The organism is Kineosporia sp. NBRC 101677, from assembly GCF_030269265.1.
GTDB classification, from domain to species: Bacteria; Actinomycetota; Actinomycetes; order Actinomycetales; family Kineosporiaceae; genus Kineosporia; species Kineosporia rhizophila.
The window spans coordinates 22,699-38,513 of sequence record NZ_BSTA01000001.1; the positions used below are offsets into that span (position 1 = coordinate 22,699).

At 71.4% G+C, this 15,815-nt stretch carries 10 protein-coding genes, 1 tRNA gene and 1 pseudogene; 7 read left to right on the forward strand and 5 right to left on the reverse strand.

Features of this window, described 5'->3' with window-relative positions; translation table 11 throughout:
- Window positions 1-115: 115 nt before the first annotated feature.
- Both QSK18_RS00115 and QSK18_RS00120 read right to left on the reverse strand, forming a co-directional pair.
- Window positions 116-189, reverse strand: a tRNA-Met gene (locus QSK18_RS00115).
- A gap of 78 nt (window positions 190-267) precedes the next feature.
- Window positions 268-3,309 carry a UPF0182 family membrane protein gene (locus QSK18_RS00120; RefSeq protein WP_232811440.1) on the reverse strand — a complete coding sequence of 1,014 codons (3,042 nt, stop codon included), beginning with the start codon at window positions 3,307-3,309 and terminating at the stop codon, window positions 268-270.
- Window positions 3,310-3,421: 112 nt separating this feature from the next.
- On the opposite strand from QSK18_RS00120, the gene QSK18_RS00125 reads away from it, so the two are divergent.
- On the forward strand, window positions 3,422-3,982 hold the full coding sequence (locus QSK18_RS00125; protein ID WP_269810166.1) for a PPA1309 family protein: 561 nt from the start codon (window positions 3,422-3,424) through the stop codon (window positions 3,980-3,982).
- Between the two features lie 54 nt (window positions 3,983-4,036).
- On the opposite strand, the gene QSK18_RS00130 is transcribed toward QSK18_RS00125, so the two are convergent.
- Both QSK18_RS00130 and QSK18_RS00135 read right to left on the reverse strand, forming a co-directional pair.
- On the reverse strand, window positions 4,037-5,152 hold the full coding sequence (locus tag QSK18_RS00130; protein WP_232811438.1) for a YlbL family protein: 1,116 nt from the start codon (window positions 5,150-5,152) through the stop codon (window positions 4,037-4,039).
- Complete coding sequence (locus QSK18_RS00135; RefSeq protein ID WP_285616232.1) at window positions 5,149-6,813, reverse strand: NAD-dependent epimerase/dehydratase family protein; 1,665 nt, start codon at window positions 6,811-6,813, stop codon at window positions 5,149-5,151. Before QSK18_RS00135 ends, QSK18_RS00130 begins: the two co-directional genes overlap by 4 nt.
- Before the next feature lie 378 nt (window positions 6,814-7,191).
- On the opposite strand from QSK18_RS00135, the gene QSK18_RS00140 reads away from it, so the two are divergent.
- Both QSK18_RS00140 and QSK18_RS00145 read left to right on the forward strand, forming a co-directional pair.
- Entirely contained in the window at window positions 7,192-8,727 is a 1,536-nt protein-coding gene (locus QSK18_RS00140; RefSeq protein ID WP_232811436.1) for a zinc-dependent metalloprotease, read from the forward strand.
- Window positions 8,724-9,296 carry an NUDIX hydrolase gene (locus QSK18_RS00145; RefSeq protein ID WP_232811435.1) on the forward strand — a complete coding sequence of 191 codons (573 nt, stop codon included), beginning with the start codon at window positions 8,724-8,726 and terminating at the stop codon, window positions 9,294-9,296. Before QSK18_RS00140 ends, QSK18_RS00145 begins: the two co-directional genes overlap by 4 nt.
- A gap of 250 nt (window positions 9,297-9,546) precedes the next feature.
- Here the strand turns inward: QSK18_RS00145 and QSK18_RS00150 are convergent.
- Window positions 9,547-10,104, reverse strand: a pseudogene (locus QSK18_RS00150) (M48 metallopeptidase family protein); the annotation flags it as partial.
- A gap of 559 nt (window positions 10,105-10,663) precedes the next feature.
- Here QSK18_RS00150 and QSK18_RS00155 point away from each other — a divergent pair.
- From QSK18_RS00155 to QSK18_RS00175, 4 genes are all read left to right on the forward strand, one after another.
- Entirely contained in the window at window positions 10,664-10,819 is a 156-nt protein-coding gene (locus QSK18_RS00155; protein WP_214154278.1) for a DUF5679 domain-containing protein, read from the forward strand.
- Between the two features lie 647 nt (window positions 10,820-11,466).
- Complete coding sequence (locus QSK18_RS36230) at window positions 11,467-12,993, forward strand: ThiF family adenylyltransferase (RefSeq protein ID WP_502894168.1); 1,527 nt, start codon at window positions 11,467-11,469, stop codon at window positions 12,991-12,993.
- Between the two features lie 765 nt (window positions 12,994-13,758).
- A complete protein-coding gene (locus QSK18_RS00170) occupies window positions 13,759-15,090 on the forward strand; it encodes an ABC1 kinase family protein (protein ID WP_232811431.1) in 1,332 nt (443 codons plus the stop codon).
- A gap of 466 nt (window positions 15,091-15,556) precedes the next feature.
- Complete coding sequence (locus tag QSK18_RS00175; RefSeq protein ID WP_285616233.1) at window positions 15,557-15,808, forward strand: hypothetical protein; 252 nt, start codon at window positions 15,557-15,559, stop codon at window positions 15,806-15,808.
- Window positions 15,809-15,815 lie beyond the last annotated feature (7 nt).

Below are 15,815 nucleotides of genomic sequence, written 5' to 3' on the forward strand. Positions count from 1 at the left end.
CGAGCGCTCTTCACATTCACCATCTGCACTCGCCTTCGCCACCGGCACTCTCCCTTTTCGGCCAAAATACCAAGGCCCGGTCTTCTCACTAAGAAGACCGGGCCTTGATTTCTTGTAGCGGGGACAGGATTTGAACCTGCGACCTCTGGGTTATGAGCCCAGCGAGCTACCGAACTGCTCCACCCCGCGGCGATGTCTTAACTGTAGGCGCTGTCCGGGTCGGACAGCAAATCGACACCGCCGCGAGGCTTTCAGGTCACCGTCCGGTCAGTCCGTCGTGCTCGGTGATGCGCTCGACGACGCACTCGGGGTGGCGCTGCGGGAGGCCGACGGGCTGGCACTGGCGGACGGGGTGGCGCTGGGCTCCTCCCCGGCCGCCTGCTGGGCGGCTTCCAGTGCGGTCTCGGCCTCGGTGGCCCGCTGCAGAGCGTCCTCAAGCGCCGTCTGCGCCTCGCCGTAGGCGGCGAAGTCGTTGTTCTGCAGGGCCGTGCGACCGTCCTGGAAGGCCTTGGAGGCGTCGTCCAGGGCGTCCTGCAGTTCCCGCTGGGCGCTGGCCACGGCCGAGTCGCCGCTGCCGGGCTCCTCGCCCTCGCCCGGGTCGTCGCCGCCCCCGGTGTCGCCGGTGTCCGGCCGGGCCTCACCGAACACCTGGTCGAGGGCGCCCTCGAGGGTGTCGGCGAACCCGATCTCGTCACCGAACGAGACCAGCACGCGCTGCAGCAACGGATAGGCGGTGTTGCCGGAGCCCTGTACGTAGACCGGCTGCACGTAGAGCAGACCGCCGGCCAGGGGCAGGGTGAGCAGGTTGCCTCGCAGCACCTGGGTCTCGTTACCGCGTTGCAGCTGGTTCAGCAGGTAGGAGACGTCCGGGTCGGAGGTGAAGGCGTTCTGCACCTGGCCCGGGCCGGAGATCACGGTGTCTCGCGGCAGCTGGAGCAGCCGCATCTGACCGTAGTCGTCCCGCCGCTGGCCCTTCTCACTGCCGGCGTCGGCATCCACCGCCAGGAAGCCGGTGAGCACGCCCCGGTTACCTCCGGCCGGAATGAACGTGGAGGTGAGCGAGAAGTTGGTGGTCTCGGCGCCCGGCATCTGCAGGGTCAGGTAGAACGGCGGCTGCAGCGAGTTGCGCGCGTCGCGGGTCGGGTCGGCCGGGACCGTCCAGAAGTCCTGCTGCGAGTAGAACGCGTTCGCGTCGGCCACGTGGTAGCGCTGCAGCAGCTCCCGCTGGACCTTGAACAGGTCTTCCGGGTACCGGATGTGCGACATCAGGTCGGCGCTGATCGCGCTCATCGGCTGGACCGTGTTGGGGAAGACCTTGGTCCAGGCCTTGAGGATCGGGTCCTTCTCGTCCCAGCTGTACAGGTTGACCGAGCCGTCGTACGCGTCGACGGTGGCCTTCACCGAGTTACGGATGTAGTTGACCCGGGTGCTGTCCAGCGCGGCCACCGCGGTGGTGGTCTCGGTGATCGAGTCGGACGTCGCGTCCTCCAGCACCTGGGTGCGGGAGTAGGGGTACTGCGAGGTGGTGGTGTACGCGTCGACGATCCACTTGACCCGGCCGTCCACGACCGCCGGGTACGGGTCACCGTCGAGCGTGAGGAAGGGCGCGATCTTCTGCACCCGCTCGCGCGGCGAGCGGTCGTAGAGGATCCGCGACTCGTCGTTCACCTGGTTGGACAGCAGGATGTTCTGGTCCTGGAACTTGATCGAGTACAGCAGCTGGCGGAAGGTCGAGCCGACCTCCACCCCGCCGTCACCCGTGTAGGTGTAGTTGGCCTGGCCGTTCGGGCTGCCGTCGTCCGGGAAGTCGAGCTCCTGCGGGGCGGCCCCGTCGGGCGCGCCCACGATCGAGTAGTTCGGGGAGTTCTCGCCGAAGTAGATCCGCGGCTCGTACTCCTCCAGCTCACCGGTCGAGGGGATGCCGGACTGCAGGAACACCGGCCGGCCGTCGGAGGTGCGTTCGTTGCCGTACGCCGCGACCATGCCGTAGCCGTGGGTGTAGACGATGTGGTCGTTGACCCAGCCGCGCTGGGCCTGCGGCGCGGCGTCGAGGTTCAGTTCGCGGACCGCGACCACCGCGTCGCGCATCTCGCCGTCGATCTCGTACTTGTCCACGTCGAGGTTGTCGGCGAAGGAGTAGTACTGCCGGATCTGCTGCAGCTGGGCGAAGGTCGGGCTGACCAGGGCCGGGTCGAGCAGCCGGATGCCCGGGATGGTCTCGGCGGTGGAGCGCAGGTCGGCCTCGTCCGCCTCGGACTGGGCGTTGTAGTTCTGGACCTCGATGTCCTCCAGGCCGTAGGCCGCCCGGGTGGCACTGATGTTCTTCTGGATGTAGTCCCGCTCCAGCTCGCGGGCGCTCGGCTGGACCTGGAAGCGCTGCACCGCGGCCGGGTAGATGCCGCCGATCACGATCGCCGAGATCACCAGCAGGGCGGTGCCGTACAGCGGGATCAGCCGGATCCGCTCGACGAACGCGGCGGCGACGAACAGCAGCGCGATGATCACCGCGATGCCGGCCAGGATGCCGCGCGAGGTCAGCCCGGCGTTCGCGTCGGTGTAGGTCAGACCGGTGATGAGCTGCGAGTCCTTGGTGGAGAGCGCGTACCGGCCGAGCCAGTAGTCGAGGCCGCGCAGCAGCAGGAACGAGGCCGCCAGCACGAACAGGTGCACCCGGGCGGCCTGGGTGAGGCGCTGCCCGGCGCCCTGCACCCGCAGCCCGCCGTAGAGGTAGTGCGTGACCACCGCCGCGATCGCGGACAGGAACACCGCCGCGGTCAGGAAGCTGACCAGGAACTGCAGCCAGGGCAGGGTGAAGACGAAGAACCCGATGTCCAGGTTGAACTGCGGGTCCTTCTGGCCGAACGACGTGCGGTTCAGCCAGAGCTGCGCGGTCTGCCACTGCTGGCTGGCCGCCGACCCGGCGAACAGGGCCAGGACGATCGGCACGGCCACGCCGACCAGCCGGCGCAGCGGCTCGATGCTCTCGCGGTAGCGGTCCAGCCCGACCTGCTCGGTCGAGACCGGCGCGTAGATCGGGCGGCTGCGGTAACCGATCATCAGCGACGCCGCGACCGCGGCGCCCATCACGACGGCTCCCAGGACGAACAGGACGACCTTGGTGATCAGCTCGGTGCGGTAGACCTGGGTGAAGCCCACCGACTGGTACCAGAGCACCTCTGTCCACATCTGGGACGCGATCAGGCCCAGCACGATGAGCACCCCGAGGGTGATCAGCGTGGGGGCCAGTGCTCCGCGCCGGCGCTTGTTGAGGACCGGCCGGGGGCCGCGGGGATCGCGCTCGTACGTCACGCAAGGAGAACTTACCCACGTTGCGCCCGGTTCCCTACCTGACGCAGCTGATACCGGACTGTGAATCAGTTCGGCGCCACTGGTGAGGCCCGATGATCGTCAGGGTGCGAGGATGCGGGCCGTGACTGAAGAACTCGCCGACTCCCGGTCGTTGTCCGTCCGCCGCGTGATCGTGGAGCTCGAGCGCCACGTCGCCACCGCCGGCTGGGACGCACCGGTGCGGGTGTTCGCGCTGGTCCGCACCGCGGCGGCGATCGAGCGGGACCCGTCCCTGGCCAACCGGCTGCCCACCGAGGTGATCGAGAACGCCCAGCAGGACCCCGACCACCTCACCGCGGTCGAGCAGGAGGGTCTGCCGCAGGCCTCCAACCTGGAGGAACTGCTGCACCAGATCGCCTGGCCGGACTCGGTGGACGGGGCCGCGGTGGTGGTGGAGCGCACCGTTCTGCCGCCCGAGGCCGAGAGCCAGATCCCGGACGACGAGGACGCCGCGGCCGAGTGGATCGAGCAGCACCCGCAGCGCCGCGACGTCCGGCTCGGGGCCGCGGTGCTGCGCAGCGGCCAGTACTGCTGCGCGGTGCGGGCCCGTGACCACGACTCGGACGACAGCGTGGCCGTCGGCCCCGACCTGGCGCCCGGTCTGGTCGAAGGGGTTGCCGCAACTCTCGACTAGACCGAGGTGCGCCGAGCGCCGTCGGCGCGCACCTACGTCCTCAGTTCGGTCTTCTCAGGAATCGCACCGGGCCAGCCCGCCGGTGTCGCCCTTGGCGATGGCCTCGACGTCGGTGCGGGCCTGGTCGAGCGTCTCGACCTTGATCACGTCCAGGCCGTCGGGGATGTGGTCGACCACCTCGTTGCAGTTGTCCGCGGGGGCCAGGAAGTACTCGGCCCCCGCGTCCCGCGCCCCCACCAGCTTCTGCCGGATCCCTCCGATCGGGCCGACCGTGCCGTCTGCGTCGATCGTGCCTGTACCAGCGATGTCTTTACCCCCGGTCAGATCGCCGGGGGTAAGCGTGTCGACGATGCCCAGGGCGAACATCATCCCGGCGCTCGGTCCGCCGATGTCCTCGATCTGGATCTTCACGTCGAACGGGAAGTCGAAGTCGGGGACGATGTAGATCCCCAGCACGGTGTCGCCCTCGGCGTTCTGGGTGGTCTCGGTGGACACGGTGCGCACCTGACCGTCGCGCCGGATCCGGACCCGTACCTCGGCGCCGGGCTCGGAATCGGCCAGTGTGGTGCGTAACTGCGCCAGATCGCCGATCGCCTTCCCGTCCACCCCGAGGATCACGTCGTCCTCCTGGAGCGTCTTGGCCGCCGGGGCCGCGGGGTCGGTACCGGCCACCGTCAGCGTGGTGGGCACCTTGATGCCGAGCGCCCACAGCGCGGCCGCGGTGGCGCTTTCCTGGGAGGACGTCATCTCAGCGGCGTTCTCCGCCTCGGACTGCTCCTGGGTCTCCCCCGGGGTGAAGACCTGCTCCTCCGGGACCACCGCGCTGCTGTCGCGCAGCCAGGCGTCGAAGACCTGCAGCAGCGTGACCTTGCGGTCGGGACCGCCGAGCACCGAGACGGTGGTCAGGTCGAGCGTGCCGGAAGTCTCGTAGGTCTGGTGCCCGGAGATCGAGATCAGCGGCTGACCGTCGACCTCGCCGAGGGTGTTCAGGACCGGGCCGGGCCGCAGGATCGCGTACTTCACCGGCAGTAGCACCACGAGCGACGAGAGGATCACGGCGAACAGGCAGGCGATCAGCATCACCGCGGTGCGTGGGTCGAACAGGCTCGATCTCTCCCCGACCTGCTCGTCCGGCTGGCTCAACGGTTCGGTCACGGGACGGTCGGTCACCCCTCCAGCGTAGAACGACGACGTTTGGACTGCCGCGACCTGGCCTGCCGCACGATCGCGGCAGTACCCAGCAGCGCCACCGCCGCACCGGCCGCACCCATCGCGGCCGCTTCCCGGCGGTCCACCCGCCAACCCGGCGTGGCCCGGCGACGGCGTTGGTCGTCGAGCAGCCCCTTCAGGCAGGCCTCGTTGTCGTGCTCCGGCCGCCAGCCCGCGGCGAGCAGCCCGGTCGAACCGATGACCCAGGGATGCACGACGTAGGCGAGTTCGCTCGCGGGGGTGTTGAGCACCCCCACCCGGTGCAGTCGTTCGGCCGTACTGAACGCCAGCCCGGCAGGGACCTCGAGACGACGCATCCCGCTGATCTGCTCGACCTGCGTCTCGTCCATCGACCCGTCGGCGCCGGCGGTGAGCGCGCCGCTGATCCCGTTGGCCAGCACCGTCCAGATCGCCTCGGCCAGATCGTCGACGTGGCAGAACTGCCAGCGGGTGCCGGTGCCGCGGAGCACCAGCAGCCGGGGGGCCTCGAAGTGCCGGGTGACCGCCGTGTCCACGCCCGGCCCGACCAGGGCCGCCGGGCGAATCAGGGTGAACTCCAGACCGGGGTGCACCCGCGGGATGCGCTCCAGTACGCGTTCCACCTCCAGGAGGTCGCCGACCAGCCCATCGTCCGGATCAGCGCGGCAGGTGGCGTCGTCTTCTAGGGGTACGGGGTTGTCGGGGCGGGCGCCGAGCACCATGGCACTGGTAACGGCGACGAAGCGGCGGGCACCGACCGCGGCGGCGGCCATGCTGACTGCCTGCGCCGCTCGCACCGCGCGCAGCCGCCGGTCGGACGAGTTTCCAGTGACGGTCTGAGCCAGGTCGTCGGCGGTGGAGAGGTGAACGACCACGTCGGCCGAGTCCAGGGCAGCAACGACATCCGGTGAGGAGATGTCCGCCGGCCGCCAATCCACGCCGGTGTCGGTACCGGGCACGATTCCGAGCTCGGGAAAGGACGGGCGCTCGTCCTTCTTGGCAGGCTTGGCAGGCTTGGCAGGCTCTTCCTGGGGCTCCTCTTTCGGCTCCTTGCGCGTCGCGGTCAGCGTGGAGGCCAGACCGGCGGGGAGGTAGGAGCGGCGGCGGGGGCGGGAGCTGTCGGTGGTTGCGTTCGGTTCGTCGATTACGGACGACGCAGAGCCTTGGCCTGCATCGGCCGGTTCCTTCTCCGGCTCGGCGGGAGCGAGAGACGGCGTTCCCCGGTCTGGCGTGTGGGTCTGGGCGGCGTACTCCAGGCCGGGCTCGATCCCGGCCGGTTCCACGTCCCTGGCCTGATCCCTGGCCTCACCCTCGGCCAGATCCTTGGCCTGCCCCTTGGCCGGATCCTTGGCTTCATCCTTGGCCTGATCCCGCACATCGGCTTCGGTCTCGCCGTCATCCGCGATCCGGACCGGTTCGGTGGGACGGGGCGCCGGCGGGGCGGTGAGCCGCTCGATCCGCTCGGCGGTGTCCACCGCGATCACCCGCACCGGGGCGGTCTGCGGCGAATCACTCATCCGGCGCAGCAACGAGCGCACCAGAGCACGCCCGGCGGGACCGGCCGCACCGGTGACCGCGATCACACCGGGCCCGGTCTGCCCGGCAGATCCGAGCACGAAGCGGGGGCGGCGTTTCGGGGTCACGGCAGAATCCCATCATCACCAGTCGATTCCTGGCACCCCGGGTCGCTCCCCGCAACAACGCCCGTGCCCCTTGAGGCAGCCAGAACGTGTTTTTCGCCCTTGGCGGATCACGGCTCACCGACGGGCTCCCGCGCGTTGGACGCTCTGAACAACCGGATGCACCCCGGTCGGGCACCACCGTCGCCGACCGGGCAGGATCTGCGGACAACACCGGCCGGTGCCGGTGCGCCCGCCGGTACCGTCGGCCGATCGGTGCGACCCTGGGAAGAGACGTGGGGCGCCGGGCCGGGACGGCGGGCAGCACCTGACCGCACCGGGCAGACCAGCACGAGCAACGAACGACGGCGGCCGGGCGATCGTCAGCGAGGGAGACCGAACATGAGCGAGGGAAACCGGGACGGCCGGGACGCTGAGTCCGAAGGCCCCCGCGACGACGAGAACCAGCAGTCCGGCCAGCCCCGCGACGAACCGGGCACCCCGCCCTCCGGGGGCGCCGGGGGCACCGGGCCGCGCATCGGGTTCGGCTCCGACCTGCCCACCGGCGGGGCCGGACGGCCGAAGCCGGACGAGGACCCGCAGGACCCGCTGGCCGGGCTGTTCGCCGCCTTCATGGGCGGTGGGGCGGGCCCGAACCTGCCACCGGACCTGCTCGGCAACCTTCCGCCGGGGATGCTGAACCTGCCCGGTATGCCGCAGGACCCGCAGTCGCTGCAGGCCATGCTCAACTCGGTGCAGCAGATGATGATGTCCGGCGGCGACGGCCCGGTGAACTGGGAGCTGGCCACCACCGTGGCCCGCCAGGCCGCGGCCGAGGGCGGCGACCCGAGCGTCGGCGACGCCCAGCACCGTAAGGTCGCCGAGGCCCTGCGCACCGCCGACCTGTGGCTGGACCGGGTCTGCGACCTGCCCGCCGCGACCGGGCGCACCGAGGCCTGGAGCCGGGCCGAGTGGATCGAGAACACGCTCGGGGTCTGGAAGGTCGTGGTCGAGCCGGTGGCGCTGAGCGTCGGCGAGGCGATGGCCAAGGCACTGACCGAGCAGGCTCCCCCGGAGATGCGGGCCCTGCTGGGAGGCGCCCTGCCGATGATGCGCAAGATGGGTGGCACGTTCTTCGGGGCGCAGCTTGGTCACGCGATCGGCGGGCTCTCGCGCGAGGTGATCGGCGGCGGCGACGTCGGCCTGCCCCTGCTGCCGGCCGGCAAGGTGGCCCTGATCCCGGTCAACCTGAGCGAGTTCGGCAACGGCCTGGGGCTGGAGGAGGACGAGGTCCGCCTCTACCTGGCCCTGCGCGAGGCCGCCCACGCCCGGCTGGTGGCCGGGGTGCCGTGGCTGCGCTCGCACCTGCTCGCCGCGGTGGAGGAGTACGCCCGCGGCATCGTGATCGACACCGACCGGATCGAGTCGGCGATCCGGGACATCGACCCGAGCGACCCGGAGGCCATGCAGCAGGCCCTGGCCTCGGACATCTTCGAGCCCGAGCGCACCCCGCAGCAGCAGGCCGCGCTCGACCGGCTGGAGACCGCCCTGGCCCTGGTCGAGGGCTGGGTGGACACGGTGGTCGACGAGGCCGCCCGGCACTCGCTGCCGCACGCCTCCGCCCTGCAGGAGACCATCCGCCGGCGTCGCGCCGCGGGCGGGCCGGCCGAGCACACGTTCGCCTCGCTGGTCGGCCTGGAGCTGCGTCCCCGCCGGCTGCGGGAGGCCGCTGCGGTGTGGTCGGCGCTGACCGCCGCCCGCGGGGCGGCGGGCCGCGACGCGCTGTGGGCGCACCCCGACATCGCTCCCGACGAGGCCGCGTTCGCCGACCCGGTGGGCTTCGCGCAGGTCGAGTCGCAGGGCGACGACATGGACGCGGAGCTGGCCCGGATGCTCGACGGCGGGTTGGACGAGGAAAAGGGCGACGGCGACAAGTGAGCAACCTGCCCCAGGGCGGCGGCCGGCTTCTGGAAGATGTCGGCGCCGCCCTGCGCAACGCCCGCCCGGACGGCCCGGACGAGCGCTTCGAGCAGACCGCCTGGCTGGCGCTGCTGGCCAGCACCGGTGACGGGCTGCTGCGCCGTGAGCAGACCCCGGCGCACCTGACGGCCTCGGCCGCGGTGCTGAGTCCGGACGGCACGCAGACCTGCCTGGTGTTCCACCACCGGATGCAGAAGTGGGTGCAGCCCGGCGGTCACTTCGAGCCGGACGACACCAGTGGTGACCAGGCCGCGGCCCGCGAGGTGCGGGAGGAGACCGGCCTGTCCGGCCGGGTCCTGGGGGCGCCGGTCCTGCTCTCGCGGCACCCCGCGCCGTGCGCGCCCGGCATCGTCGACTGGCACCTCGACCTGCAGTACCTGATGCTCGCCGACGTCCTGGCGCCCACCCCGAGCAGCGAGTCGCCCCAGGTGCAGTGGTGGCCCGCCGACGCACTGCCCGACAACCTGGCCTCCGGAGTGCCGGAGCTCGTCCGGCGCGCCGTGCAGGTGCTGGCCGCGCAGCGCTGAGGCCCGGCCGACCGGACGGTGGCCTTCAGGACGTGATCTGCGGGGCCTTGCGCGGACTGCCGGGCTTGGTGGCCGGCAGTCCCGCCACCGGTTTGCCCGAAGGCTTGCCGGTGGCTGCCGGCACCGGCAGGAAGCCGACGGTGTCGTCCAGGTCCTCGTCGTCCACGTCGGTCTCGCGGGCCGGCCGGACCGTCTCGTCCGCCTCGTCGTCCTGGTCTGCGTGAGCCGCGTGGTCGGCCGGGTTGTCCCCGTCCGGCGAGAAGCCGGGCTGGTCCTCGTCGGCAGGCAGGTCGCGCGCGGCGGAGAAGCCCTCGAGGAAGCCCCGGGCCCGCTCGGTGCGGGGATAGGTGTCCAGCAGCGACCAGAAGTCCGGCCCGTGCCCCGGCTCGATCAGGTGGGCCAGCTCGTGCAGCAGCACGTAGTCGAGCACCCACGACGGCATGCCGAGCAGGCGGGTGCTCAGCCGGATCGAACGGTCGGCCGGGGTGCACGACCCCCAGCGGGTGTTCTGGTTCTGCACCCAGGTCACGCTCGCCGGAGTGGCCAGGCCGCGGAGGTGGCGCTCGTTCAGCGTCTCCGCCCGGGTCATCAGTTCCTCGTCACCCGGGCGCCGTCGACGTTCCTGGGCCTCCAGCCGCTCGAGCATCCGTTGCACCCATTCCCGCTCCTGGCTGGGGGTGAAACGGGCGGGGATGAGCACCACCGTGCGGCCGGCCTCGCGGTAGGCCGTAACCGTGCTGCGGCGCCGGCCGCTCCGGCGTACCTCGACCCGCGAGTCGTCTGCCGGTTCCGGCGTGCTAATGGCCACCTGGGCACCGTACCCGGCGAATGCCCCAGGAAGCTGCCTTCCGCAGCCAAGTGATTGCACAACCGCAGCTACGACTTGCCCTTGCGCGCGATGTCCGGGCGGTGGGCAGGTGCGGATCTGAGCGCCGGGTCGTTTTTCCACAGCTTTGTCCACAGGAGGGGGCACGACCGGCGCAGCCCTGTATGCCAGAACCGATTGACGTCGGGCCAAGCACCTTCTAGCGTGATGCGCCAGGGCTCCGGGTAACGATCTTCGCGCGCTGGGGAAGGCGCACGGTGATCGGCCCGGAGCCCCTTTTCATGCGCCTCGAGCATGTGGCAGTTCTTACTGCCAGTACCGGACACGTCGTTATAAAACCGACATATTACCCCGGTCGACGGTCCTCCCGGCGCGCCGATTAGCCGTCTAAGCAGGCACAACCCGCGTGCTGAGCTAATGTGACGACCCGACCGGGCCGGTGAGTCGCCGCCGAAGGCGTCACGCCCAGTCAGGGCACCGCCTCTTCACGAGCGGTCGATGCAGCCAGATCCACACACACAAGCCGTAACCAGGAGCGAAGATGTCGGACACCTACAGCGGCGAGTTCTACTGCGTGAAGTGCAAGGAGAAGCGTCAGGCCGAGGGCAAGGTCGTGGAGACCAACGGCCGCCGGATGGCCAAGGGCACCTGCCCCGTCTGCGGGACGAACCTGAACCGCATCCTCGGCAAGGCCTGACCAGCACCTTCAGGCAGTCGCCCGGCCGCTGAACCGGTCGGCGCGACGCACTCGGCAGGCCCGCAGGCACGATCCAGCACGATCAGCACGACCGCGGGCTGCCGAAGGTGCACCGGTGGCGCGGGCCGGGACGGCGATCAGGTCCTGGCCGCCCACCATCGCCACCACCAACAGAGTTATCCACAGCCTCCGCCCGTCCTGTGGACGGTCGGACGCACGCGATCGCCCCTCCTGACACGCTTGCCGGGTCGAAGGGGGAACGTCTCGTGCGTCTACGTCTCAAGCCCGGGCTCCGGCGGGTCTGGCGCGATCCGGGCACGCTGCAGATCGGGCTGTCCCGGCGCCGCGGCACCGTGATCACCGGCCTCACCCTGCAGGACATCCCCCTGCTGGAGGCCCTGCGCCACGGCATCGACGCCGCCGTCCCCGGAGGCCTGACCGCGTACGGCGATCCCGGCCGCGGCCGGGCCCTGGTCGGGGTGCTGGCCGAAGCAGGAGTCCTGGCCGTATCCGGCCCCGCCACCCCTGAGCCGGGCCGGCTCGGCCAGGCCGCCGCCCGCCTGGCCCCCGACGCAGCCGTCTGGTCCGTGGTCCACCCCCGCTCGGCAGACGGCTGGCCCGTTCTGGCCGCCCGCGCAGCCCGCGTCGTGCTCGTCCACGGCGCCGGTCGACTCGGCAGCACCCTCTGCGCCACCCTGGCCGCCGCCGGCGTGGGCACCGTCCTGGTCCGCGACGCCGGCCGCGTCACCGCCGCCGACCTGGCCCCCGCAGGCGCAGGCCGGCCCGACCTCGGGCGCACCCGCCAGTCCGTCGCCCAGGACATCGTCCGCCGGGCCGGTGGCCACCCCCAACTCCGCGCCCACACCTCACCACCGGGCAGCCCGATGGGGGCAAGAGCAACCGCAGCGCCCTGGGCCGCCAAGCCCGCGCCCCCACACCCGGCCAAGCCCGCGCCCCCACACCCGGCCGAGCCAGCAGGCCCCTCGCCCAACCCACCCAGCCCCACCCACGAACGCCGCCCGGCCGGCCCACCCCACCCCCCGACGAGCTCAGCCAGCCCACTTCCTGGCCTGAGCGGTGCCGACGGTGTGCCTCCCCGCCCGAACAACCCGAGCAATACCGCCGGGCCAATTCCACGCCCACCCAACCCGGCCGGCACGCATCCTCAGCCGGGCCATCCGACCGAACGGCCCGCCCACCCGACCAACCCCACCGGGCCACCTCCGTACCTGAGCAGCCCGGTCGACACCCCCCTCCCCTGGGCCAACCCGGCTGACACGCCTCTCCACCTGAGAGGCCAGGCCGGCGTCTCTCCCCATCTCCACAGCCCACTCGGCCTGCAGTCCCGCTCAACCGGCGCTGCAGACGCCCGCTCCTACCGGGCCGGACCAGCCCGTTCACGACCCCAGCCGTCCTCGTCAGCCGCAGTCGTCTACTCCGAGGAACCAACCTGGCCGCACCCTGCCCCTCAACCCCACGAACCGAGGCGGCTGCACACGGCACCCCAACCCGTCGAACCACCGGGGCAGAGCACCGCCGAGCCCCAAAGCGATCCGCCCCCAAGCCAAGAATCCCCATACCGAGAATCCCCACACCCAGAATCCCCACGCCGTGAATCCCCCCACCGCCGGCCCCCGCCACCCCCGGAACCGAAGCGTCGGCCCTCCACCGCGCGGCGGCCGGCCCCAGCGCACCGGCCCGACGGCACCTTCGACCCCGAACTCGTCGAAGCGGATCTGGTGGTGCTGGTCAGCCACGGCATCGCCGACGCAGCCCGCGCCGACTACCTGATGAGCGCCGACATCCCGCACTTGGCCGTCGTCGTCGGTGAGGACGGAGTGGTGGTCGGCCCGCTGGTCCGGCCCGGTCGCACTCCCTGCCTGCGCTGCCTCGACCTGCACCGGCGGGACCGCGACCCCGACTGGCCACGGGTGCTTTCCCAGTTGCCGGAGCACCCGTTCGCAGAACACGAGGAAACGGCCAGCGCGAGCCTGGCCGCGGGCCTGGCCGCGCTGCAGGTGCTGGCCGAGCTGGACGGCCTGAGTCAGCCCGCCGCAGTGGGTGCCACGCTGGAGGTCGAGCTTCCGGACGGCCTGGTCGCGCGACGTCCTTGGCGGATGCATCCGGCCTGCGGGTGCGCCTGGCCGACCCCGTCGCCAACGCGGCCCGGGTAGGCACGGCAGGCCAGACAGGCAGGCCGGGCAGGCCAGGCCGAGCAGGCCAGGGCAGGCCAGGCCGAGCAGGCCAGGCCGGGCAGGCGGGCCGGCCAGCCGGGCAGGCGGGCCGGCCAGCCGGGCGGGCGGGCCGGGGAGGCAGGCGCTGGCCCCGGCCACGCACCGGCACCGGATGCCGCTGCGCCCCGAGGCCGAACTGGAGGGCGTCACCACCGACGGCGTACTGGACAGCGTGCTCGCCAGCGGCGGGCAGGCCTAGACGTAGATCAGGCGCTTGAACCGATTCTCGCCCGGCCGACCTCAGTGCCGACACCCACCACTTCGCCGAGGCAGTGGCCGCCGGCCTGACCTGGTCCAGGTCAGCGGGAAAGTGGTCGAGGCGGCCGCCCAGAAGTATGGGGATCTGGAGGTACCAGGCCCAGCTTCCTGAAGTTCAGGCCCGAGCCCGCGGCGACAGCACCGCTGTCCGGCCCGACATGGTCGCCTGGCTGAGTGCCGGCCATGTTCGCCCACGGTTTCCAGCCCTGGTCGACGACACCGAGGTGATGTACCAGATAGCTGGGCCCTGTCTGATCCCCTCCGCTCGCCGGCCACCGGTCCGCCCTCCTGCCAAGCGTCCCGACGCCCACAGCTGCGGGGCCGGGGGTTGAAGTCAGCACGGTCGAGCCACCTCCCGAAGCTTCGTCACCGCGGGCGGAGGCATCCGGAGCGACTCGGGCGTCGTGCGAGCGCGCGCAGGTGAGGGGCAGCAGGGAGAATGTGGCCGTGACAGATCTGCCGCGTCGCGCGGTCACCCGGACGGCGAAGCTGGCCTCCCTCCCGCTGAGCGCTGCCGGACGCACCGCCCTGGGGCTCGGCAAGCGCCTGGGCGGGAAGCCCGCCGAGCTGGTCGCCGCCGAGATGCAGGCGCGCACCGCCGAGCAGCTCTTCCGGGTGCTCGGCGAGCTCAAGGGCGGTGCGATGAAGTTCGGCCAGGCGCTGAGCATCTTCGAGGCCGCGCTGCCCGAAGAGGTGGCCGGGCCCTACCGCGCCACCCTGACCAAGCTGCAGGACTCGGCTCCCCCGCTGCCCGCCGCCACCGTGCACCGGGTGCTGGCCGAGCAGCTCGGGCCGCGCTGGCGCACCAGCAAGTTCCGCGAGTTCGACGACCAGCCCGCCGCGGCCGCCTCGATCGGCCAGGTGCACCGCGCGGTCTGGCGGGACGGCCGGCCGTGCGCCGTGAAGATCCAGTACCCGGGGGCCGGGGCCGCCCTGATCGCCGACCTGAACCAGGTCACCCGGGTGGGCCGGGTGGCCGCCGGGTGGATCCCCGGCCTGGACGTGAAGCCGATCCTCGACGAGCTGAAGGCCCGCATGGTCGAGGAACTCGACTACACGCTCGAGGCCAAGACCCAGGCCCGGTTCGCCAAGGCTTTCCGCGGTGACCCGGTCTTCGCCATCCCCGACGTCCTGGTCAGCAGCGAGCACGTGATCGTGAGCGAGTGGCTCGACGGGGTGCCGCTCTCCCAGCTGATCGCCTCCGGCACCCAGGAGGAGCGTGACCTCGGGGCCCGCCGCTACATGGAGTTCCTGCTGGCCGGCCCGGCCCGGGCCGGGCTGCTGCACGCCGACCCGCACCCGGGCAACTACCGGCTGCTGGACGACGGCCGGTTCGGCGTCCTCGACTTCGGCGCGGTCAAGCGCCTGCCCGACGGCATGCCGCCGGAGATGGGCCGGCTGCTCACCCTGGCCCTGGCCGGCCGCTCGCAGGAGGTCGTGGACGGGCTGCGCGAGCTCGGCTTCATCAAGTCCTCGATCACGATCGACGGCGAGGCCCTGCTCACCTACCTGGCCCCGTTCATCGAGCCGATCCGCCACCCCACCTGGCGCTTCGAGCGGGCCTGGATGCGCTCGCTGTTCGCCTACGTCAACGACGTGCGGCGGCCGGACTGGACGATGGGGCTGAAGCTCAACCTGCCGCCGGAGTACCTGCTGATCCACCGGGTCTGGCTGGGCGGCATCGCCGTGCTCTGCCAGATCGACGGCGACGTGCCGGTGCCGGAGGTGCTGGCCGAGTGGCTGCCCGAGTTCGAGGCGCCCGCTGTCGAGCGGGGCTGACTCTCCGGAACCGGCGGCCCCTTCCGCTGTACGGGTGCTGCAGTGATGCGCACCACATCCGGCTCCGGCAACCGATCCTCGTGAGCACGCGTCTTTGTAAGTGCGAGTGAGGGCGCCTGCCGGTGCGGGCCGGGCCTGGAGGGGGTCACGGCCCGCGCCGGCTGACCCTGCGTGAGGCCCGGAGCCGACACGCCAGGGCGGTCGGGTCGCCTCCCGCGTACTGTACACACGGCCTGCGACCAGCAAGTCCTCCATTCTGGGCACAGTCACACACGGTTGCCGCCGTCAAGGCGACCCAGGAAACCCAGGCGCTACCGACGTCCGTTAATTGAGACTCTGATCCCGCCTTTCGAGACGAAATTCCGCGCCGAGCACCCCCGCGGGCTACGTCCAGATGTCGTCCAGATATCCGCCGGAACGGTGAAGCGACATCCGCGCGTTACTCGAAATGCGTACCCTGAAACCCATGAGTGGCTCACTGCGTTCAGAGACTCGCCCCTCCCCCGCCGAATCCACCGGCCTGTCTGCCATCCCCACGCAGACCGACCCCCACACCCACTGCCGCACCTGCCTGGCGCCGGCCCCCGAGGGCCTGCACCGGGTCGTCGGCGCCTGGTCACTGATCAACGGAATTGCCCTCTGGGACTGCGAAAGCTGCGCCCGGGAGCGGATTCTGGAGATCGAAGCCGGACAGGACGTACGTCCCTCCCGGCGCTGACCAGCGC